The sequence below is a fragment of the Arachnia propionica genome (assembly GCF_003932785.1).
Taxonomy (GTDB): domain Bacteria; phylum Actinomycetota; class Actinomycetes; order Propionibacteriales; family Propionibacteriaceae; genus Arachnia; species Arachnia propionica_B.
This window is the reverse complement of sequence record NZ_RQYT01000005.1, coordinates 68,221-89,030: the sequence shown is the minus strand read 5'-3', so window position 1 is coordinate 89,030 and position 20,810 is coordinate 68,221. Positions and strand designations below refer to the sequence as shown.

Below are 20,810 nucleotides of genomic sequence, written 5' to 3'. Positions count from 1 at the left end.
CCGGTCACTCAGAAAAGGACGGTGGACAGGCGACGCCTGGCCCGCAGCACCTCCGGCGAGGTGCGACCAACGACCTCGAAGAGTTCGAGCAAACGCACCCGGATCGTTTCCTTCTCCTCCGGCCCCACCTCGGCCGCCAGCCCCAGGAGGCGGTCGAACGCCGCCTCCCCCGCCCCCTGGATGACCTCCAGGTCGGCCGCGTCCAGCTGGGCCGCGACGTCATCGGGACGTTGGGAGGCGGCACTCACGACGGCGGCCCCGTCGAAACCGGTGGACCGGGCCAGCAGAGCCGCCTGGGCCCGTCCCGCGATCACCTCCGGGTCGCCAGGCGTGGCGGCAAGGAGCGCATCGAACTCGGCAACGGCCTGGGCGTAGTCGCCTGCCGCCAGAGCAGCGTCGGCCTTGTCGAACCTGGGGTCGGCCACCGGTTGCGCCGACTGCTCGGCGGGCGAGGCGAGGGCGATCGGCTGGGCGCGTCCCGTCATCCCGTTGGCCACGGCGATCTGGGCGATCTGGTCCAGCATGGCGGCGATGTCCGCGCGCTCTCGGGTGCCCTGGAACAGCGGCGCGAGCTGCCCGCCGATGAGGGCGACGACGGTCGGCACGGCCGCGATGCCGAGGGCCTCGGCGAGTCGCGGCTCGGCATCGATGTTGACCCGGGCGAGCAGGAATCGACCGTCGGCGGCGTTGACGAGTTCCGCCAGCGCCGATGCGACACCCTGACCGCTGGTGTCACGTTCGGAGTGGAACTCCACGATGACCGGATGCTGAACGGACAGGCCGACGAGCTGCTGGAAGCCCGTCTCGGTGACATTCGTGACGTAACTGACCCCGCTGGCAGGGGTCTGACCCGTCTGCGCGGAGGTGAGGGTGGACAGGTCAACCGCGCCTGGGCGGGAGAAGTTCGGGTCGGTCATGTCACCATCTTGTCGGTCCGGGCCGATTCGGACAACCAAGGGTGCGAGGATGGACCCATGGCACACGAGCGCGCGGGCCAGGTGGCCCTGGAATCGGATCTCATCGACGTCGAGGCACTGTTGGCGGCCTATCACGACCTCACCCCCGACCCGGCCAACCCTGACCAGCGGGTCAGTTTCGGGACGTCCGGGCACCGGGGGTCCAGCCTGGACGTGGCATTCAACGATCTGCACATCGCGGCGACGACCCAGGCCATCGTCGAGTACCGCACCGGTCAGGGCATCACGGGTCCACTGTTCATCGGCAAGGACACCCATGCCCTGTCCGACCCCGCATGGCGCACAGCGATCGAGGTCCTCGTCGCCAACGGCGTCGCGACCCACGCGGAGCGGGAGGACGAGTACACCCCGACCCCGGCGGTGTCGCGGGCGATCATCCGGCACAACCGGCGGCATCCCGACCACCCGGCCGACGGCATCGTCGTCACCCCGTCCCACAACCCGCCCCGCGACGGCGGCTTCAAGTACAACCCGCCGACGGGCGGTCCGGCCGACACCGACGCCACCAGTTGGATCGCCGCCCGGGCCAACGAACTGATGGCTGCCCCGGCCGGAATCCGCCGGGTGGCGTACGCCACTGCAGCAGCAGAGGTCCTGCGCTACGACTACCGCACCCCCTACTGCGAGGAACTGGCTTCCGCCGTCGACCTGGAGGCCATCGCATCGGCCGGGGTCCGGATCGGCGCGGACCCGATGGGCGGGGCCTCCGTGCAGTACTGGGAGTACCTCGCCGAGCACACCGCACTGGATCTCACCGTCGTCAATCCGGCGGTCGACCCCACGTGGCGGTTCATGACCCTCGACACCGACGGCAAGATCCGCATGGACTGCTCCTCCCCCAACGCGATGGCATCACTCATCGCCAATCGCGACCGTTTCGACATCGCGACGGGCAATGACGCCGACTCCGATCGGCATGGGATCGTCACCCCCGATGCCGGGCTCATGAATCCCAACGCGTTCCTCGCCGTGGCGATCGACCACCTGTTCTCCCACCGTCCGGGCTGGAACGCCGAGGCAGGCGTGGGCAAGACCCTCGTGTCGAGTTCCATCATCGACAAGGTGGCGGCACGCCTGGGTCGCCCGCTCGTGGAGGTCCCCGTGGGCTTCAAGTGGTTCGTGCCGGGTCTCACCGATGGCTCGCTCGGTTTCGGTGGCGAGGAATCCGCCGGCGCCTCCTTCCTCGACCGTTCAGGGAGCACCTGGACCACCGACAAGGACGGCCTCCTCCTCGCGTTGCTCGCCAGTGAGATCACGGCCGTCACGGGCAGTTCCCCGAGCCAGCTCTACGCCCGGCTCGAGGCCGACTTCGGGACGTCCTGCTACGCCCGTGTCGACGCCGACGCCGACCGCCAGCAGAAGGCGAGGCTGGCGGCTCTCTCCCCCGACGACGTGACCGCGACGCAACTTGCCGGGGAGCCCATCACCGCGATCCTCACCACCGCCCCCGGTAACGGTGCCCCGATCGGGGGTATCAAGGTCACCACCGAGTCCGGCTGGTTCGCCGCCCGCCCGTCGGGGACGGAGGACAAGTACAAGATCTACGCCGAGTCGCTGCGTGACGCCTCGCACCTCGAACGGATCCAGGCAGAGGCCCGACAGGTCGTGGACACCGCTCTGGGCAGCTGAACCCGTAGGGCCGCGGGGCTCAGGTTCCCGCGGCCTCCTCGGCGTCCTCCTCCTTCATCTCCATCTTCTTGCGGAGGCCGGAACGCTGGATGACCTCCTGGATCTTGAGGTCACGCTTGGCCGGGGCGGCGACGAAACGGATCTCTCGCAGCCCCTGGGCCTGGGCCGCGGACTCGAAGACCAGATGACCGTAGTCGAAGATCTTGCCCCAGAAGGGTTGCTCCAGGGAGATGTCGAGGATCCGCGTCATGGGCATCGTGGCCAGATGCGTGTTGAAGACCCCGTGGATCCGGAACACCCGCATGTTGGTGATGACGAACCGATCCATGTGGGCGACGTGGGCCTTCCACATCCCGTAGCTGAGCACCCCCAGCCCGAACATCATGGGGATCCAGAACAGCCCACCCACGTAGATCATGAGTATGAACATCGGGATGCTGGAGGCCATGAGCAGTGCCCACGGCAGCACCACCACCCAGTGCTTCTGGACCTGATCGATCACCTGCTCCCCCTCCCTCTTCAGCAGGTGACGCTCCAGGTCGGGCTCGAGGATCCCCGCGATGAGCCCCACGGCCACACCTAGCTGGCGAGCTGCGTGAAGAAACGCGCGATCGACTCGAACGCGCCGAAGAACGCCCGAACCGCGTTCGCGGCATCCTCCGGGCGAGTGAACAGGTAGAAGACCACGAAGGCAACGCCAAGTACGACAAGTACCTTCTTGACCCAGCCAACCATGATGCCTCCAGGTCTCAGGGGGGAAGAGGGCTGCAACCAATGCGTACCAGTGTGCCTGATTCCCCGCCCAATCAGTCAATCGACGCGCCGCCAGACCTTCGGGTGACCCCACGGCAAACCCGTCACCCGGGGGTGGAAGAATGACATGCCATGGAGAATCAAGACCTGTTCATCTGCATCGATCACGTCGGCCTCGCGGTCCCGGACCTCGACGAGGCCATCAAGTTCCACACCGAGACGCTCGGCTGGCGGGAACTGCACCGCGAGGTCAACGAGGAGCAGGGCGTGGCGGAGGCCATGATCGGCACCGGCACCCAGGGTGAGGAGAACGCGAAGATCCAGCTGCTCGCCCCGCTCAACGACGAGTCCACCATCGCGAAGTGGCTGGGCCGCAACGGCGGGCCGGGCATCCAGCAGCTCGCCTACCGGGTGCATGACATCGACCACGTCTGCGCTGTCCTGCGCGAGCGTGGGCTGCGCCTGCTCTACCCGGAGCCGAAGCGCGGCACCGCCAACTCCCGGATCAACTTCGTCCACCCGAAGGATGCCGGCGGGGTGCTCCTCGAGCTCGTCGAGCCCGCGAAGGATGCCGCCCACTGAGGCTGCTCGCAGGTGCGGCCGGTGGATCCGTGGATCCGCCGGCCGTGTCGTTCCCACCTCGGGGTAGGCTCAGTACCGTTCGTTCCAAGCCAGGAGAGACACATGACCGACGCCCGTACCGATCACGAGGATTCCACCGGGCTGAACCTGTTCGATGACCACCCCGGCACCTCGACGGGGTTCCCCACCGCGATGCTCGGCTACGACCGCCAGGCCGTCGATCAGTACGTGCGTGAGACGGAGAACCGAATCGTCGAGCTGAAGGTCCAGCTGAGGGAGCAGAAGCTCACCACCAATCATGTGCAGGAGCAGGTCGGCTCCACCGATTTCGGCAGGCTCGGGGCACACACCCGGAGTCTGCTCGAGGCGGCGGAGGCCCAGGCCGCCGAACTCGTCAGGCTCGCGGAGGGCGAGGCGGAGCGGATCCGCACCGAGGCCCGCCGAGCTGCCGCGGAGGCCCGGGAAACCGCCCAGCAGGAGGCCGACGACGTCCGTCTCACCGGGCTGGCCAGCCTGAGGAAGCTTCGTCAGGAACAGGCCGAGGCCGGCCAAGCCGCCCTCGAGGCCGCTCGACGGGACGCCAACCTCATCCGGGTCGAGGCCGAGGCCCGGGCCAAGTCGCTCATCGAGGAGACCGAGACCCGTGTCGCCGCCCAGAGCGAGGCCGCCCGCGTGGAGGCCGCCCGGGTGCGTCAGGAGGCCGAGCGGGACGCGGTGGCGACCAGACTCGCCGTGGAGCAGGACACCGCTGAGGCCCTGCGCAAGCAGCAGGACGCCGCCGACGCCGCCGAGACCACCGCCACCGCGCACCTGGAGAAGGCCCGTCGACTCGCCGACGAGGCGGTCAAGCAGCTCGAGACGGCCCGCCTGGAGTGCCTGACACTGCGGGAGAACGCGATTGAGGAGGCGGAGCAGCTGCGCGTCGCCGTCACCCGGGAGTGTGAGGAGAGCCTCGCAACGATGCGTCAGGAGCTGAGCGATCGCCGCGAGGAGATCGAGGAGAAGATGTCCTGGCGCAAGGAGCAGCTGGAGCGGGAGATCGCCGCCCTGACCGCGCGGAAGGCCTCGATCGTCGCCTCCATGCAGAACCTGCGTGCCATCGCCGCCGAGGCCGCCCAGGGTGAGGACGAGGAGACCACACAGCACGAACGCGAGGACGAGAAGACGGCGCCACAGCCACGGGACAACGAGAAGGCCAAGTGACGACCCCGGCACCAGTGCCTGCCCCGGACCCCGAGGAACCCCTCACCGACGGCGGGCACGACTCCCCCGTCGACCCACCGGCTGTCCGGCCCGAGAGCGCGGCACCGGTGAAGCGTCGCCGCGGCTTCTTCGGACGCCGGCGGGCCAAACGCGAGGACGCGGAGCGTCAGGGGAGGCTGAGTTCCTGGGGCAGTCGGGCCAAGGGGCACCTCGAGGGATTCATCGGCGACGCCAGCCGAAACGCCAAGCAGTTGCTGACGCCCACGCCTGAGGAACGACCCACCCCGGTTCCACCCATCATCGTCAACAACGACTCGTCGAGGCTGCTCTCCCACTCCCCGTTCAGCATCGGCTTCCTCGGAGCCCTGGGGGTCCTGGTCGCGATCGGGCTCATCAGCGCCGCCGCCCGGGTGCAGCATGTGCTGGTTCTGGTCGTGCTCTCCCTGTTCCTGGCCCTGGGCCTCAGCCCCGCTGTGGAGTTCTTCACCCGACGACGGGTGCCACGCCCCGTGGCGGTGTTCATCGTCACCCTCGCACTGTTCGCGGTGCTGGTTCTCGGCCTCACCGCGATCGTCCCCGTCCTCACGGAACAGGTCCAGTCCCTCACCATCAGGGCCCCCTACTGGCTGGAGGCCCTCAACACCAACGAGCAGATCGCCCGGTGGAACCGTGAGTACGACATCATCGACAAGGCGCAGAAGTACATCACCTCGGGTGAGATCGTCCAGAACCTGTTCGGCGGGATCTGGGGTGCGGGTGTCCTGCTGGCGAACCTGATCTTCTCGCTCATCATCACCCTGGTCCTGACGATCTACTTCCTGGCGTCGCTGCCGCTCATCAAGGAGGCCATCTACAAGATGGCCCCTGGCTCACGACGGGAGCGGGCCAAGTACCTCGCCGACGAGATCTTCCGCGGCATCTCCGGCTACATCACGGGCATGTTCCTCATCGTGACGGTGGCGTCGGTGTGCTCGTTCATCTTCATGAACATCGTGGGGCTGGGTTCCTACTCCCTGGCCCTCGCCTTCGTCGTCGCCATCTTCTGCTTCATCCCCCTGGTCGGGTCGTCGATGGCGATGATCGCCGTCGCCCTGGTGGGTTTCGGCACCTCACCGACGATCGGCATCGCCACGATCATCTACTTCCTCATCTACCAGCAGTTCGACGCCTACGTCCTCTACCCCACCGTGATGAAGCACGCGGTGAAGGTCCCCGGCGCCCTCGTCGTCCTCTCCGCCGTCATCGGCGGCCTGCTGCTCGGCGTGATCGGCGCCCTCATCGCCATCCCGACGGCTGCTGCGATCCTCCTGCTGTACCGGGAGGTCCTGCAACCCCATCTCGACGCCTCCTGAGGCTGAGGGTAGGTTTGGCCTGTGCGTCTCGTGATTGCCCAGTGCCAGGTGGACTATGCAGGTCGGCTCAGCGCCCACCTCCCGATGGCGAAGCGACTCATCATGGTCAAATCGGATGGCTCCGTGTCCGTCCATGCCGATGACCGGGCCTACAAGCCACTGAACTGGATGAGCGCCCCCTGCACCCTGCAGGTGGTGGAGCCGGACGAGGTCGCGACCGCAGCGGGGGCGACGCAACTGTGGATCGTGCGCTCCAAGGAGGGGGACACCCTCAGGATCGCCATCGGCGAGGTGCACCTGGACGAGGAACAGGCCTTCGGCGTCGATCCTGGCCTCCAGAAGGATGGGGTCGAGGCTCACCTCCAGGCTCTCCTCGCCGAACACCCGGCTACCTTCGGTGAGGGCTGGAAACTGGTCAAGCGCGAGTACTACACCGCCATCGGTCCCGTGGATCTGCTCCTGCGCGATCCCGATGGGCTCCACGTCGCCGTGGAGGTCAAGCGTCGCGGGGAGATCGACGGCGTCGAGCAGCTCACCCGCTACCTGGAACTGATGAATCGGGACCCCCAACTGGCCCCCGTGCGCGGGGTGCTGGCCGCCCAGCAGATCAAACCGCAGGCCGCCACATTGGCAGCCGATCGGGGCATCTCCTGCCAGTTGCTCGACTACGATGCCCTGCGCGGCATGGACAACGCCGAGGAACGGCTGTTCTGATGGCTCGCCGCGTCTCGAAGCACCTGCGTCCACCCCGCCCGCTGGACACCTCCCGCCACGCCCACAGGGAGCAGAAGTCAGCGGGCTCCTTCCTGGTCCGCAGCGTGCCCGCTGACCGCGCGGAGAAGCGCTACACCTGCCCCGGTTGCTCGACGATCATCCCGGTCGGGATGGCCCACGTCGTGGCCTGGCCCGAGGAGCCCGGGCTGGGTTTCAGCTCAGGCCTCGAGCAGCGTCGACACTGGCACTCTCACTGTTGGAGGTCGCAGCGATGATCCATTCCACGACGGTCGGGTCCGGCCCCATCCAGGTGGTGTTCCTGCACGGCCTGTTCGGGCAGGGGAAGAACTTCACGAGGATCGCCTCCGCCTTGTCGGATCTCGCCACGTGTCACCTGCTGGACCTTCCGAACCACGGTTCGTCCTCGTGGACGATTGACTTCTCCTTGGACGGGCAGACCTACCACATCGCCTCGTGGATCGCCGACACCTTCACCGAACCCGTCGCGGTCATCGGACATTCCCTGGGAGGAAAGCTCGGGATGCGGCTGGCCCTCCGGCACCCGGAGGCCGTCCAGCGGCTGCTGGTCTCCGACATCTCCCCCGCGCGCAGTGAGGGGCCGGCCAGTTTCGCACCCCTGGTGGCGGCGATGCGGGGGCTGGATCTGGACGATCTGCCCAGCCGCACGACCGCCAGCGAACGGCTCAGCCCGCACATCCCCGACCCGGGCGTCAGGGGGTTCCTCCTGCAGAATCTCCGCAAGCTGGGCAACGGCTGGACGTGGGCGGCGAACCTCGACCTCCTCGGTGACTCGCTCAGCAGCATCGCCGGATGGCCACCCACCGAGGCGGTCTACGAGGGACCCGTGTGGTGGGTCTCCGGCGGCCGGTCACCCTACGTTCAGCCCGAGCACCACGCACCCATGAAGGCCCTGTTCCCGCGGGTCGTCCACGTCAGGCTCAAGCGCGCCGGACACTGGATCCACGCGGATGAGCCCGACGCCTTCATCTCGATCTGCCGAGAGTTCCTGACGAACTGATCGGATCGAGGCCCCGGTCAATCCATCGTGACCGAGGTGATCGACGCGTCCGCGATGGGGGTGGTCCGGTCCGCAGCGTCGACGCCCTGGGCGGCGATTCCTCGCACGACCTCGAGCCCGGCGTCGTCGATCGTCCCGAACACGGCGTAGCTCGGTGGCAGCGGCGTGTCGTCCCAGACGATGAAGAACTGGGAGCCCCCCGTGTCCGGGGACCCGGTGTTGGCCATGGCGACCGTCCCCGACGGGTAGTTGACGACCTCGTCGCTCAGTTTCTCCAGGTCAGTGGTCCTCGGGGAGAGCTCATCAGGGATGGTGTATCCCGGCCCGCCCGTGCCGGTCGCCGACGGATCGCCACACTGCAGGACGAAGATCCCGTGATCGACCAGACGGTGGCAGCTCGTGCCATCGAACCAGCCCTGCTGGGCGAGGGACACGAAAGAGTTCACCGTGCAGGGGGCGGCTGCCCGATCCATCGTGATCTCGACCTCCCCGGCCGCCATGTGGAGAGTCACCCTGGTCTCACCGCTGTTGACGACGTCGGTCTCCGACGGCGGATCCACCGGCTTCGCAGGCTCCCCCGCGGGCGGGTAGGAGCACATCGAGGCCCGGGTGGCGGTGCCGGTGTCGTTCTCCTTCTTGGCGGAGTCGTTGGCGTTCGAACAGGCCACCAACCCGATCGTCAGACCCACAGCACAGACAACGCGACAGAAACCCATACCGAATACCTTATCCCGGCCACCTTTCAGATCAACGAAGACACTCAGAACACTGGCCCTACCGCCTCCGACGACCCGGCCCATTCTCCCAGGCGCCCTTCACGCGGGAAGCGGCGGAGACACACCACCGAATCACGTGGATCGACACGAAGCCTCCAGATGGCTCGCCAGAACTTCCTCACCCCCTTACCAGGTTCCGACCAGCTCAAGACGGCTGAGAGATCTGGACTGCACCATGGCTCCACCATCGAGTCCTTACGCTGAGATGAAGGCTGCCAGCCCACATCATGGTTGGCCGTGTCACAACGAAGCATCTCTCGATTCTTCCAAGTATCCGCCCCGGCTTTCTTGTCGGAAGGGGTCGTTCCACAATCCAATAGTTTCACGACATGATCAATCGTCTTCAAGCGCCCACCCTTAAAGAAGGTTGGCTCGAAAAGAACCCAACCACACTTGTCGAGCGCAGTGCGGAGCTGATACCGGATCACTCGGGGCAGCTTGTCGATGAGACCTGAATACCCATCAGACGTTTTCTTCCTCGAGAGAGAATGACCATAGCACAGCGTGTTGGCAATCGCCTGAGTTATGGAGCGTATCGGAGTGGCAGAAACCAAGGCCGGCCATCTACGCAAATCAACGAACTCAAACTCATCAGGAAGTTGGACGTCGTAGCGATAAATTCGCTTAGACACAACATCATCCAATGTTATGCTCGGAAGTCGATCGAATACTTCAAAGACGCAGCCCGAGATGCTTTCAGCCAGATACATGGCGCCAAAATATTCTCCCCCATTGACATTCCTCGAGTGCGCACCCGGATCGAAGCGGCCAGGCGGATACCAAGGCTCATCCAAGAAGTCTCTTTCCGCCAAAGTCCGCTCTCGATATCCCTGCAACTTCCCAAGAGAGGCTTCGAAGACAGCAGCATTCGCCCACATGTTGGGGTGAAGGTAACCAAAAGAGGAAAGCCGATACAATTTCCTCAGAGCACCGGGCTTCAAACGCGCACAGTTCGACTGCAGATACTCGGGCATGGCATCATCACTGTGAAGAAGAGCCCGCGCATCAGCCAGCCAAGCGTCAACCCACAGACCCTTTTGCGAAAGAGCCTCACGGAAGAGCAGGCCGCGATACCCTAAGTTGGGCGAAAAGATTTCGCCCTCCCGATCACTGGTTTCCCCGACTCGGCGCAGAAGTGAACTGAACCAAAGCGCCGCCACCCATCCCGTCATCGCGCGAGAAGAACCGATCATCGCCTCGCTGACATCACGACGCAAAAAGGGATATTCCTCGTCCGTGAAGCGAACTCCAAACTTCCCAGAAGCCTCCAACCCACCTTCTCGCCGGACGAATAATCCCTCTCGAAGACAAACCGGAGCGAACTGAAAACTTGGATATCTCTTGACCCCTTGCCAATCGAGAACTTCAACGACACGACCCGTGTTGACAAGGTGATTCAGTTCCGACTCGGTCAAGCGCGCCCATGCCCCTCCCGAGCGAAACTCCCAGCATTGCCCAACAACCTGTTCAGCGGTGTAAAGGGAGTCTTGGGCGCCGAATGGACTGTAAGTCAAAATGAACTTTGAAGACCCGGAACTCCTCAGACCTTTCTCGACACCAGACACCTTTCTCAGTCTCTTGGGCAACGAATCCAGAACTTTCCTGACAACTTCTTGCGCCACGTCCCCAATCGCGAGCCGATGGGAAATAAATGGAGCGGGAGTCTCCAACTCGGACAAAAAAACTAACGAAGCATGAGTCAAGGCGTGCCACACGTCATTCAGTAGATCCAAGAAAGAGACGGCAAGCCCCTCCTGCGAGCAATTGGTCTCGAGCCGATCTCGAGATGCAAATCGACGGGGCACTGGAGGGCCAGCCAAGCGGCTTTGCCAGTCATCCCAGACATCATTCGAGAACTCTTTTCGCAATTCAGATTCATCGTAAACATCAAAAACATCGTGCCTACGGATAAGTCTCAAGGAGCCAAGATCCTCCGGAAGCTTCTTCTGAGCCCCTGGACTTGAGGACGGGCTGGATTCACCATCTTCCAACAGAGGATGGAGCACTGCGAGGAGCGTATCCAAGGCCAAGTAAGCTCTTTTCAGTCGCCGGAACTCTCGAAATGACCATTCTCCATTGAATTCGCTGACGCTTCTTCCAGAAACACGCCAAGCCTTCAGATCGTCACTTGCCGTGGTCTTACCTGGCCGCATCGACTTGTCAACCCCATCTCCGCTGGCGCCTTTGGTCACGTCCGATGAGACACTGAAGTCCTGCTCATCTTCATTGCGTGATCCGGAATTGAAATAGTTTAGCAATTCTCCCGCGTATTCAACCTCAGTCGCTGATTTCTTTGACGTCACCGCGGGACAGGGCAAGCTTGAATAACTCAACCTAGCGTCTTCAATGTAGCGCTTGAGCTTCTTCACATCATCGGGATCGCGATGCCCGGAATTCGCGCGACATATACAGGCCGGGACAGCGGCAAGAACTCGAAGCAGGCAGCGTAGCGTCACACTCGGATGAGAAACCTGCTTGCCGCCCGTCGGGGACGGTATCCAAGTGACACGATCGCCATCGTCATCATTGGAGAAATCAGGAGCGAAATAATCTCGCACCCGAGACTCGCCCCGCACCTGATGTTGCTTCCCCTGGGCCTGATTATCACAAGTTCCATTCTTCAGAGAATAATCACCCTCAACCTCAGGATCTGAATCCTCTGGGACAGAATTCTTTTTCTCTGCCCAGCAGTCTCGGAACGGATAGGCATGGGCACTATGGCCCTTTCTCGACACCCCTGCCAACGTGAACGATTCCGCAACAACACTGATCCTACCGCCCGTGAGGGTTCTATTCTGGATCTCGGCAGTTATTTCTCCGGCACGGAAACACCTCTCGATCAAGATTTCTTCTGACGATCCATCCTCCAAAGTTGTTGAGTAAGTATCGAGCCTGTACACCGGAGGCTGGCCGCCAGAATCCCCTTCTCCTTTGCGAACTGCCTGCTGATCGGGAACGAGTTTTCCCCAGTCAGTGAGAACATCCAACGCCGCGGATACGACAAAGAGCGGATCAGCACGTTCTGGAAGATTTATTTTATTTCCTGTCCCTCTAGGCTCATCAAGACTAATTTTGAACTTCTTGTTGATTTCCGACAAACTGAGCCTTCGCCAATCTCGATTCTCAACCTCGCCCCCATCCGCATGATTGATTACGCCTAGCGAGACATCGTTGCGCCTTTCTCGTGTTGTGTCACGAATCTGTTTATCCACAATACCGACGACATCATCTCCCAGGCAGAATATTTCATCAGGCCGAAGACCCTCGGCATTATTGCCCGCTCTCTTCATTCTTGCCACCTTCCTCACTATCATCGTTACTGTAAACCTCTTCTAGCCATTTATTCAGGCACTTCAAAGATTTTCGTCTAACCGCATATAGACCCTTGCCAAGAACGAGTGACGCAAACTTTGTGTCAACGATCTCATCAGTGCGCGGGCTGATGCCCGTATCTCTCCTGATGCCCCTCCATATCTGCCCCAGCAAACTCCATGAGTACATGTACTCCAGATAGCCAAACAGTTGTCCCATCTGATGGTAGGTGCACTGCTCAGGCAATAGCCCAACTTCCATCTCGTTGGACCCAACCCAAATTTGCTTAAGCTTGGCAATCTGTTTCGCTCTTATTCCCTTGAGCATGGGCTTGACCATCAGCCTCACCCTGTAATCACCATCTGGCGATATCGGCGACTGAACGAAAACTCGAAGTTTCACGATGTCACACCACTCCCTGAAGGAGCCAGCCCGCAGTTTTCCCTCTGACCCTTGGTACTCATCGAGTATAGGGCAAGCGTCCAACGTATACGTTCTGACTCTCTCATCGATGGCAACACTGCTAGTGACTTCGAAGACGTCCCAAAGGCTCATCCAATCGCACAGCTTCGCATACTGCTCTCTGTTGAGTCGCAGGGATTGCGATATCGGAAAATCCGTGAAATAAGGGATCAGCGCACGAGCGAAGACTCGCGAGTATGCTCTGATCATACCAACACCATCATCTCCTCCAACTCTGACGAAGTGCTCAGCATCAAGCGAGTTCTCCTGGAGGTTCACCAAGGCCCTTGTACTGAATTCCTTCTCATGGGATTCGAGATCGTTCCACCCAAGATGGCAACGGAAGTTCTCGGCGCGACGGTTGAGCTGTTGCCCTCTCCGCGACAAGTCATCCAGAAGATAGAGCTTAGTCGAGCTTGGCACTTTCCCCGGTTTTTTCTTGGAGAAGAGAGTATGCAGAGTTTTCAGGTTGGGTTCGAGGAAGATGAATCGATCACTCAGCACGTTGAAGTACTGAGACAGATCCACCCCGGCCTCCACCAGCACTTGGTAGAGACAGACCATTTTTCGCGCAGTGAGGACCAGGAATGGTTTCCTGGACTGCGAGGGACGTGACTGCACGTCCGCACTTGCGCCGCCGCTTCCTTCCGAACCTTCATCTGCCCGAGTGACAACTTCCTCCACCAATTCTTCCAGCCCACATAGCATCCTGAGAGGAAAATAGTCCGAAGGAAATGGCAGTGCTGCCAGACATTTCCTGGCGACTTGAGCACTCTGATGATATGGACCCGTCCCACTGGAATCCTCCGCCGCTTTGGCGGCGATTCTGAGGCGCTCTTGCCCTGTGAATCTCTGATATCCCCATGTACGAAGCTCATTGTGTTGAAAGCGGCGTTGCTTGGTCATCCTTGATCCTCCTGCCTCGGACACTACCCCGAGACTTCACGCAACGTCAACCCTTCGGATGACACACATGGAGATTGGGCTCTCCTCTTCCGGCTTGGTCTCAAGCCTCACAGCCCTAAGCTGGCTGTATGGTGAACCTGACCCGGATCTACACCCGCACTGGTGACGCGGGGACCACCCGTCTGTCCGACAACGCCGAGGTCCCCAAGACGGACCTCAGGGTCGAGGCCTACGGCGCCGTCGACGAGACCAACGCCTGCATCGCGCTGGCCATGTCCCACGGGGGGTTGCCGCCGCGGGTCGTCGAGATGCTCGACCTCATCCGCAACGAACTCTTCGACGTCGGCGCCGACCTCAGCACCCCTCAGCATCCCGATCCGCAGTGGCCCCCGCTGCGGATCGAGCAGTCCTCGATCGACCGGCTGGAGGCATGGTGTGACGAACTGGGCGAGGACCTGCCGAACCTTCGCTCGTTCATCCTGCCCGGGGGCTCCCCCACCGTCGCGGGGCTCCACGTGGCGCGGACGGTCTGTCGTCGGGCCGAGCGCATCGCCTGGCGTGCCGTGGAGCACCACGGGACCGAGGCCTCGACCGAGAAGGGGTGTGGTGGCATCAACCTGCTCGCCGTCACCTACCTCAATCGGCTCAGCGACCTGTTGTTCACCATGTGCCGTGTGGGGGCCGGCCCCGACGGAGACGTGCTCTGGGTGCCCGGGACGGACCGCGAGGCGCCGACACGGTCCCGGTCACAGGGGTGAGTCACCGCTTCCCGGGACGTAATGGCTGCCGGGAGGGGCGGACTCCAACCAGGCCATGAGGGCCATGACGTTCTCCAGGTCCATGGCGAGATTGTGCTCATGCCCCGTCACCCGGTCCCCCAGCCTCACCACCCAGGAGCCGTCGAAGAGAGCCACCTGCTCCACGCCGCTGGGGGCACGACGCTGCAACCACACCGTCGTGGCCCGTTGGAACGACCGCGAGGGCCGCAACGACAAGGAGAAGGCCCGGTACCAGTCGAGCCGGTCATCGCGGTACCGTCCGAACCCGAGGGCCCAGCCCTCGGCGTCCTGCCCCTCCTTGATCCGGTGGGCACAATCGAAAAGACCGCCTTGGCTGGAGAGCCAACGGCGGCGGGCGTAGAGCAGGATGAGCGGGGCCAGCAGGACGACGATCACAGCGATGACCACCATGACCGTCAACCAACCCATGGACACAAGATAGCGGCATCACAGAGATCTGACGACTCGAGGGGCGGGTCGCGCGCGGCGAACCCACCCCTCGGATGTCATCCCAGTCCTCTCATCGGCTCCCGTTGGAGACCCTCTCCCCCGCCCGGATCTGGGCGTTGAGGATGTGGAGGCGGTGGATCTGCTCGTCGGTGGCCTCGCCCTCATTGCGCAGACGACGCAGCTCGTGAGCCTCGTTCTGGGCAGCCTCGAGGGAGATCTCCTCGGCGAGGTGCGCAATCTGGCTGAGCACCCGCACGTGACCGTGGGCCACGGCGATGAACCCACCGTCGATCGCCAGGATCTCCGTGCGACCATCCGCCGAGACGATCTCCACCATGCACGGGACGAGCGTCGCCATGAGCGGCTCGTGCCCGGGCAGGATGCCGATGTCCCCGCGCGTGGTGCGCGCGATCACGTTGACGACGTCACCCTCCCAGACCATGCGGTCCGCGGCGACGACCTCCAGCTTCAGCGGCGAGCGGTCCACTGTCACAGATCCTTCTGCATCTTGTTCCAGTTCGCCATGACATCCTCCATGCCGCCCACGTTGAAGAACGCCTGCTCGGCGATGTGGTCGACGTCGCCGCGACAGATCATCGAGAAGCCCTCGATGGTGTCGGCCAGCGGCACGGTGGAGCCCGGGATGTTGGTGAACTTCTCGGCCATGTAGGTGTTCTGGCTGAGGAACTGCTGGATGCGGCGGGCGCGGTTGACGATGATCTTGTCCTCCTCGGACAGCTCATCGATACCGAGGATCGCGATGATGTCCTGGAGTTCCTTGTTGCGCTGGAGGATCTGCTTCACACGCACCGCGGTGTCGTAGTGCTCCTGCCCGATGTACTGCGGGTCGAGGATGCGCGACGACGAGGAGAGCGGATCGACGGCCGGGTACAGGCCGCGCGAGGCGATCTCACGACTGAGCTCCGTCGTGGCGTCCAGGTGGGCGAACGTCGTCGCCGGGGCGGGGTCCGTGTAGTCATCGGCAGGCACGTAGATCGCCTGCATCGAGGTGATCGAGTGACCCTTGGTCGAGGTGATGCGCTCCTGGAGCTGACCCATCTCGTCGGCCAGGTTCGGCTGGTAGCCCACGGCCGAGGGCATGCGCCCCAGCAGGGTCGACACCTCGGAACCGGCCTGGGTGAACCGGAAGATGTTGTCGATGAACAGCAGCACGTCCTGGTTCTGCACGTCCCGGAAGTACTCCGCCATCGTCAGCGCGGACAGCGCCACCCGCAGACGGGTGCCCGGGGGCTCGTCCATCTGGCCGAAGACGAGAGCGGTGTCCTTGAGAACGCCCGCCTCCTCCATCTCATTGATGAGGTCGTTGCCCTCGCGGGTGCGCTCCCCCACGCCGGCGAACACCGAGGTGCCACCGAAGTTGTGGGCGATGCGGTAGATCATCTCCTGGATCAGAACGGTCTTGCCGACACCGGCGCCACCGAACAGCCCGATCTTGCCGCCCTTGACGTAGGGGGTGAGCAGGTCGAGCACCTTGATACCGGTTTCGAGCATCTCGGTGCGGGACTCGAGGGCGTCGAACTCCGGTGCGGGCCGGTGGATGGGCCAACGCTCGGTGATCTCGATGCTGGCCGGGTCGACGTTGAGCACGTCGCCCGTCACGTTCCACACGTGCCCCTTGGTGATGTCACCAACAGGCACCGAGATCGGTGCACCGGTGTCCCGCACCTCGGCACCACGACGCATGCCGTCCGTCGGCTTCAGGGCGATGGCGCGCACGAGGTTGTCCCCGACGTGGAGGGCGGTCTCCATCGTCATGGTGCGCTTCTCCCCCATGACCTCGGTCTCGACGAGGAGGGCGTTGCCGATCTCCGGGATCTGGTCAGCCGCGAACTCAACATCCACGACCGGACCGATGACCCGGGCGACGCGGCCCACACCCGCGACGGTCGGGGTATCTGCAGTGGCAGTCATTTCTTTCCTCATTCGTTATTCGGCTGACTCGGACAGCGCCGCGGCGCCACCGACGATTTCAGTGATTTCCTGGGTGATCTCCGCCTGGCGGGCCGCGTTGGCCTCGCGGGTCAGGCGCTCGATGAGCTGCTGGGCGTTGTCGGTGGCCGACTTCATGGCACGCTGACGGCTCGCCAGCTCGGAGGCACTCGACTGGAGCAGGGCCGTGTAGATGCGATTCGCGACATACATCGGGAGGACCTGATTGAGGACCTTCTCCACGGAGGGCTCGAAGTCGTAGTACGGCAGGTACTCGTCGTCGTCGGTCACCGGGTCATCGGATTCCTCCACCACGAGGGGCAGGAGCCGCACCGCCTGCGCCTGCTGCGTGAGCATGGACACGAACCGGGTGCTGACGACGTGGATCTGGTCGACGCCGCCCTCCTCGTAGGGGGTCAGGAACCTCTCGATGAGGACGTCGGCGATCTCCTTGGCATGACGGTACTCAGGCGCGATCGAGAACCCGGTCCAGCTCCGTTCGATGTCGCGGTGGCGGAACTCGAAGTAGCCCACACCCTTGTTGCCCGTGATGTACTGGACCACTTCCTGGCCCTCGTCGGCGAGCTTGGTGTTCAGCTGCTCCGCGGCCCGGATCACGTTGGCGGAGTAGGCCCCGGCGAGGCCCCGGTCGCCCGTGATGAGCAGCATCGCCGAGCGACGGGCCGGGGTCACGTCCGTGAGGAGCGGGTGCTCGATGACATCCGAGTAGGTCGCGAGCGCGGACACCGCATGCGTCAGGGCGTTCGTGTACGGCATGGCGGCGCGCGCCACCTGCTGTGCCTTGACGATGCGGGAGGCCGCGATCAGCTCCATGGCGCGGGTGATCTTCTTCGTGGTGGCGACGGAGTTCCGTCGCTGCCTGAGTTCCCGCAGGCTGCTACCCATGAGTCATCAACTCCGCTTCTTGCGGACGATCGTCTCCTGGCCGATCTCTGCCTCGTCCATCGGGGTGTGTTCCTCGCGCCCGAGGAGCAGCCCCTCGGAGGTGCGGAAGACCTTCTTGAACTCGGCCAGCGCCTTCTCCGACGCCTCCTTGAGGTCATCACCGAAGAGCTTGGTCTCGGCGACGGTCTGGAGGACCTGGCTGCTGTGACGCAGGTAGTCGAGGAACTCCTGCTCGAAGCGAAGGACGTCCTGCACCGGCACGTCGTCGAAGTGGCCCTCGGTGCCCGCCCACACGGAGATCACCTGGTCCTCGACCGGGTAGGGCGCGTACTGCCCCTGCTTGAGCAGCTCCACGAGACGGGCGCCCCGGTCCAGCTGCTGGCGGGAGGCCGCATCCAGATCGGAGGCGAACATCGCGAAGGCCTGCATGTCGCGGTACTGGGCGAGGTTGATCTTGAGCGAGCCGGACACCGACTTCATCGCCTTCACCTGAGCGGCACCACCCACACGGGACACCGAGATGCCGACGTCGATGGCGGGACGCTGGTTGGCGTTGAAGAGATCCGACTGGAGGAAGATCTGACCGTCGGTGATGGAGATGACGTTCGTCGGGATGTACGCGGAGACGTCGTTGGCCTTCGTCTCGATGATCGGCAGACCGGTCATCGACCCACCACCGAGCTCGTCGGAGAGCTTCGCGCAGCGCTCCAGCAGGCGGGAGTGGAGGTAGAAGACGTCACCGGGGTAGGCCTCACGGCCCGGGGGACGACGCAGCAGCAGCGACATGGCGCGGTAAGCCTCGGCCTGCTTGGTGAGGTCGTCGAAGACGATGAGGACGTGCTTGCCCTGGTACATCCAGTGCTGACCGATGGCCGAGCCGGTGTAGGGGGCGATGTACTTGTAGCCGGCCGGGTCGGAGGCGGGGGCGTGCACGATGGTGGTGTACTCCATGGCCCCAGCGGCCTCCAGCGTGCCACGCACCTCGGCGACGGTGGAGCCCTTCTGACCGACGGCGACGTAGATGCAGCGCACCTGCTTGGTCGGGTCGCCGCTCTCCCAGTTCGCCTTCTGGTTGATGATCGTGTCGATGGCGATCGCCGTCTTGCCGGTCTTGCGGTCACCGATGATGAGCTGTCGCTGGCCGCGCCCGATCGGGGTCATGGCGTCGATGGCCTTGATGCCGGTCTGCAGCGGCTCACGGACCTCCTGGCGATCCATGACGCCGGCCGCCTGGAGCTCCAGGGCCCGGCGGCCCTCGAGGTCCTTGATCTCGCCCAGACCGTCGATCGGGTTGCCCATGGCGTCAACGACGCGTCCCAGGTAGCCGTCGCCGACGGGGACGGAGAGCACCTCGCCGGTGCCGTGGACCACGGAGCCCTCGTCGATGCCCTCGGAGTCACCGAGGACGACGACGCCGATCTCGCGTTCGTCGAGGTTCAGGGCGATGCCCATGGTGCCGTTCGCGAAACGCAGCAGCTCATTCGCCATCGCCGAGGGAAGACCCTCGACACGCGCGATACCGTCGCCGGAGGTGACGACGACGCCAACCTCGGTCTTGCTGGCGGCCGCGGGCTGGTACGACGAGACGAACTCGTCGAGCGCGCTACGGATCTCGTCCGGACTGATGGTGAGTTCAGCCATTGCGTCCTACTTTCGCTTCTCGCTTGGGAGTTTTCAGTTCAGTTGCCGGCGGGCATCCTCGAGCCGCCCGGCGATGGTGGATTCGTACACGTCGGAGCCGAGGGTGACGCTCATGCCGCCGAGGACGGCCGGGTCGATCTCGAACTGGAGGAAGACCTTGCCCCCCACCTGCGCCTCGAGGGCCTTGCGGAGCCGTTCGGTACGCGCCGCATCGAGTGGGCGGGCGACGACGATCCTCGCGATCCGTTCCCGGGCCAGTTCGGCCGCCAGGGACAGGTAGTGCCCCAGGGTCAGGGCGACGGTCCGTTTCCGGGCCGCCGCCGCACGGCTCGCCAGCACCGAGGTGGTGCCGGAGGCCTTCCCGGTGAGCAGCCGCGCGATGAGGGCGCGACGATCGTCGAGTGTCCGGCCCCGGTTGCGCAGGGCATCGGCCAGTTCGGGCGAGCCGTTGATGGTCCCGGCGAACTGGTTGAGCTCCTCCTGGACGCGCTCCAGTTCGCCGGCCTCACGGGCGTTGCGCAGCAGACCGCGGACACCCTGCCGCTCAATGGCCTCCATGAGCGTGCGACCGCTCGGCCATGGCTGGGCGACGATCTCGACCACGAGGGCGAGCGCCGACGCGGACAGCCGCCCGTCGAACAGCCTGCGCGCGAGGGCCTGCCGGTCCTTGGGGGTGGCCGACGGATCCGACAACGACCTCCGGAGTGGAGGCTGGGCCTCGAGCAGGTCGACGACGGCGAACAGCTCTTCCGCGGCCCGCACGTCCACACGGGTGGCGTCAGCGACGGTGTCGAAGGAGCTGAGTGCGGCGTCGTGCGACTTCATCGGGCGCTTCCTGCCGCTTCGAGTTCAGCGAGGAAACGGTCGACCGTGCGGTTGGCACGTGCATCGTCGGTGAGGGACTCGCCGACGATCCTGCCGGCCAGCGTGGTGGCCAGGCCGCCGATCTCACCCTTCAGCTCGCTCATGAGCTGGGAGCGCTCGGCCTCGAGCTGGGCACGACCGGCGGCGAGGATCCTGTCGGATTCCTTGACCGCCTTCTCCCTGGCCTCGGCCAACAGCTGGGCACTGGCGTTCTTGGCCTCCTCGCGGATACGAGCGGCCTCCTCGCGGGCGGAGTCGAGCTGGTCGTTGTACTCGGCGAGAGCCGCCTCCGCCTTGGCCTCGGCCTGCTCGGCGCGACGGAGCCCGCCCTCGATGCGCTGGTAACGCTCCTCGTACAGCTTCTCGAAGGCCGGAACCACGGCCTTCCGCATGACGAGGAACACCAGCAGCATCAGGATGATGCCGACGACGACCTCGGAGAGGTGATGGGGCAGAAGGGGTCCGAGATCGATCCCGGACTCGAGCAACGCCCCTGCTACGGGGACCACGCTGAT

Annotated in this window: 21 protein-coding genes; 8 read left to right on the top strand and 13 right to left on the bottom strand. The window is 64.1% G+C overall.

The genetic code is table 11. From position 1 onward, the window contains the following. Nucleotides 1–8 precede the first annotated feature (8 nt). Complete coding sequence (locus tag EII35_RS04075) at nt 9–917, bottom strand: tetratricopeptide repeat protein (RefSeq protein ID WP_125227186.1); 909 nt, start codon at nt 915–917, stop codon at nt 9–11. Nucleotides 918–974: 57 nt separating this feature from the next. Between EII35_RS04075 and pgm the strand changes: the two genes are divergently transcribed. Continuing rightward, on the top strand, nt 975–2,606 hold the full coding sequence (pgm, locus tag EII35_RS04070; RefSeq protein ID WP_125227185.1) for a phosphoglucomutase (alpha-D-glucose-1,6-bisphosphate-dependent): 1,632 nt from the start codon (nt 975–977) through the stop codon (nt 2,604–2,606). Nucleotides 2,607–2,625: 19 nt separating this feature from the next. Here the strand turns inward: pgm and EII35_RS04065 are convergent, their stop codons facing one another. Both EII35_RS04065 and EII35_RS15830 read right to left on the bottom strand, forming a co-directional pair. Beyond that, a complete protein-coding gene (locus EII35_RS04065; RefSeq protein ID WP_125227184.1) occupies nt 2,626–3,177 on the bottom strand; it encodes a PH domain-containing protein in 552 nt (183 codons plus the stop codon). Nucleotides 3,178–3,185: 8 nt separating this feature from the next. After that, nucleotides 3,186–3,341, bottom strand: coding sequence for a hypothetical protein (locus EII35_RS15830; RefSeq protein ID WP_185744154.1), 156 nt, complete (start codon nt 3,339–3,341; stop codon nt 3,186–3,188). A 150-nt stretch (nt 3,342–3,491) separates the two neighbouring features. On the opposite strand from EII35_RS15830, the gene mce reads away from it, so the two are divergent. The 6 genes from mce to EII35_RS04035 all read left to right on the top strand — a co-directional run bounded on the left by mce (nt 3,492) and on the right by EII35_RS04035 (nt 8,249). Continuing rightward, on the top strand, nt 3,492–3,941 hold the full coding sequence (gene mce / locus EII35_RS04060; protein WP_125227183.1) for a methylmalonyl-CoA epimerase: 450 nt from the start codon (nt 3,492–3,494) through the stop codon (nt 3,939–3,941). Nucleotides 3,942–4,043: 102 nt separating this feature from the next. Continuing rightward, complete coding sequence (locus tag EII35_RS04055) at nt 4,044–5,144, top strand: coiled-coil domain-containing protein (protein ID WP_125227182.1); 1,101 nt, start codon at nt 4,044–4,046, stop codon at nt 5,142–5,144. Then, on the top strand, nt 5,141–6,496 hold the full coding sequence (locus tag EII35_RS04050) for an AI-2E family transporter (RefSeq protein WP_125227181.1): 1,356 nt from the start codon (nt 5,141–5,143) through the stop codon (nt 6,494–6,496). Before EII35_RS04055 ends, EII35_RS04050 begins: the two co-directional genes overlap by 4 nt. A 21-nt stretch (nt 6,497–6,517) precedes the next feature. Beyond that, nucleotides 6,518–7,210, top strand: coding sequence for an endonuclease NucS (nucS, locus tag EII35_RS04045; protein WP_125227180.1), 693 nt, complete (start codon nt 6,518–6,520; stop codon nt 7,208–7,210). Further along, a complete protein-coding gene (locus EII35_RS04040) occupies nt 7,210–7,485 on the top strand; it encodes a hypothetical protein (RefSeq protein WP_125227179.1) in 276 nt (91 codons plus the stop codon). The genes nucS and EII35_RS04040 overlap by 1 nt, the downstream gene beginning before the upstream one ends. Next, complete coding sequence (locus EII35_RS04035; protein ID WP_125227178.1) at nt 7,482–8,249, top strand: alpha/beta fold hydrolase; 768 nt, start codon at nt 7,482–7,484, stop codon at nt 8,247–8,249. The genes EII35_RS04040 and EII35_RS04035 overlap by 4 nt, the downstream gene beginning before the upstream one ends. Nucleotides 8,250–8,266: 17 nt before the next feature. Here the strand turns inward: EII35_RS04035 and EII35_RS04030 are convergent, their stop codons facing one another. The 3 genes from EII35_RS04030 to EII35_RS04020 all read right to left on the bottom strand — a co-directional run bounded on the left by EII35_RS04030 (nt 8,267) and on the right by EII35_RS04020 (nt 13,705). Then, entirely contained in the window at nt 8,267–8,917 is a 651-nt protein-coding gene (locus EII35_RS04030) for a peptidylprolyl isomerase (RefSeq protein ID WP_260465000.1), read from the bottom strand. 92 nt (nt 8,918–9,009) lie between these two features. Then, nucleotides 9,010–12,315: an RES family NAD+ phosphorylase gene (locus EII35_RS04025; RefSeq protein ID WP_125227176.1), complete on the bottom strand. Its 3,306-nt coding sequence runs from the start codon at nt 12,313–12,315 to the stop codon at nt 9,010–9,012. Continuing rightward, on the bottom strand, nt 12,296–13,705 hold the full coding sequence (locus tag EII35_RS04020; protein WP_125227175.1) for a hypothetical protein: 1,410 nt from the start codon (nt 13,703–13,705) through the stop codon (nt 12,296–12,298). The genes EII35_RS04025 and EII35_RS04020 overlap by 20 nt, the downstream gene beginning before the upstream one ends. Nucleotides 13,706–13,833: 128 nt before the next feature. Between EII35_RS04020 and EII35_RS04015 the strand changes: the two genes are divergently transcribed. Next, on the top strand, nt 13,834–14,463 hold the full coding sequence (locus tag EII35_RS04015) for a cob(I)yrinic acid a,c-diamide adenosyltransferase (protein WP_125227174.1): 630 nt from the start codon (nt 13,834–13,836) through the stop codon (nt 14,461–14,463). Here the strand turns inward: EII35_RS04015 and EII35_RS04010 are convergent. The 7 genes from EII35_RS04010 to EII35_RS03980 form a co-directional block, all read right to left on the bottom strand. Further along, nucleotides 14,452–14,913, bottom strand: coding sequence for a DUF2550 domain-containing protein (locus tag EII35_RS04010; protein ID WP_125227173.1), 462 nt, complete (start codon nt 14,911–14,913; stop codon nt 14,452–14,454). The two genes, EII35_RS04015 and EII35_RS04010, sit on opposite strands and share 12 nt — an antisense overlap. Nucleotides 14,914–15,004: 91 nt before the next feature. Then, complete coding sequence (locus tag EII35_RS04005) at nt 15,005–15,421, bottom strand: F0F1 ATP synthase subunit epsilon (protein ID WP_125227172.1); 417 nt, start codon at nt 15,419–15,421, stop codon at nt 15,005–15,007. A 2-nt stretch (nt 15,422–15,423) separates the two neighbouring features. Next, entirely contained in the window at nt 15,424–16,866 is a 1,443-nt protein-coding gene (gene atpD, locus EII35_RS04000) for a F0F1 ATP synthase subunit beta (RefSeq protein WP_125227171.1), read from the bottom strand. 15 nt (nt 16,867–16,881) lie between these two features. After that, complete coding sequence (locus EII35_RS03995; RefSeq protein WP_125227170.1) at nt 16,882–17,790, bottom strand: F0F1 ATP synthase subunit gamma; 909 nt, start codon at nt 17,788–17,790, stop codon at nt 16,882–16,884. A 6-nt stretch (nt 17,791–17,796) separates the two neighbouring features. Continuing rightward, on the bottom strand, nt 17,797–19,431 hold the full coding sequence (atpA, locus tag EII35_RS03990) for a F0F1 ATP synthase subunit alpha (RefSeq protein ID WP_125227169.1): 1,635 nt from the start codon (nt 19,429–19,431) through the stop codon (nt 17,797–17,799). Nucleotides 19,432–19,464: 33 nt separating this feature from the next. Further along, nucleotides 19,465–20,256, bottom strand: a complete 792-nt coding sequence (locus EII35_RS03985) for a F0F1 ATP synthase subunit delta (protein WP_125227168.1) — start codon at nt 20,254–20,256, stop codon at nt 19,465–19,467. Further along, nucleotides 20,253–20,804: a F0F1 ATP synthase subunit B gene (locus tag EII35_RS03980; protein WP_125227167.1), complete on the bottom strand. Its 552-nt coding sequence runs from the start codon at nt 20,802–20,804 to the stop codon at nt 20,253–20,255. Before EII35_RS03980 ends, EII35_RS03985 begins: the two co-directional genes overlap by 4 nt. Nucleotides 20,805–20,810 lie beyond the last annotated feature (6 nt).

Coding starts and splice junctions, on each gene's coding strand:
- EII35_RS04075 (WP_125227186.1), bottom strand. CDS start 917: ATGACCGACCCGAACTTCTCCCGCCCAGGCGCGGTTGACCTGTCCACC.
- pgm (WP_125227185.1), top strand. CDS start 975: ATGGCACACGAGCGCGCGGGCCAGGTGGCCCTGGAATCGGATCTCATC.
- EII35_RS15830 (WP_185744154.1), bottom strand. CDS start 3,341: ATGGTTGGCTGGGTCAAGAAGGTACTTGTCGTACTTGGCGTTGCCTTC.
- mce (WP_125227183.1), top strand. CDS start 3,492: ATGGAGAATCAAGACCTGTTCATCTGCATCGATCACGTCGGCCTCGCG.
- EII35_RS04055 (WP_125227182.1), top strand. CDS start 4,044: ATGACCGACGCCCGTACCGATCACGAGGATTCCACCGGGCTGAACCTG.
- EII35_RS04040 (WP_125227179.1), top strand. CDS start 7,210: ATGGCTCGCCGCGTCTCGAAGCACCTGCGTCCACCCCGCCCGCTGGAC.
- EII35_RS04035 (WP_125227178.1), top strand. CDS start 7,482: ATGATCCATTCCACGACGGTCGGGTCCGGCCCCATCCAGGTGGTGTTC.
- EII35_RS04025 (WP_125227176.1), bottom strand. CDS start 12,315: ATGAAGAGAGCGGGCAATAATGCCGAGGGTCTTCGGCCTGATGAAATA.
- EII35_RS04020 (WP_125227175.1), bottom strand. CDS start 13,705: ATGACCAAGCAACGCCGCTTTCAACACAATGAGCTTCGTACATGGGGA.
- EII35_RS04015 (WP_125227174.1), top strand. CDS start 13,834: ATGGTGAACCTGACCCGGATCTACACCCGCACTGGTGACGCGGGGACC.
- EII35_RS04010 (WP_125227173.1), bottom strand. CDS start 14,913: ATGGGTTGGTTGACGGTCATGGTGGTCATCGCTGTGATCGTCGTCCTG.
- atpD (WP_125227171.1), bottom strand. CDS start 16,866: ATGACTGCCACTGCAGATACCCCGACCGTCGCGGGTGTGGGCCGCGTC.
- EII35_RS03995 (WP_125227170.1), bottom strand. CDS start 17,790: ATGGGTAGCAGCCTGCGGGAACTCAGGCAGCGACGGAACTCCGTCGCC.
- atpA (WP_125227169.1), bottom strand. CDS start 19,431: ATGGCTGAACTCACCATCAGTCCGGACGAGATCCGTAGCGCGCTCGAC.
- EII35_RS03985 (WP_125227168.1), bottom strand. CDS start 20,256: ATGAAGTCGCACGACGCCGCACTCAGCTCCTTCGACACCGTCGCTGAC.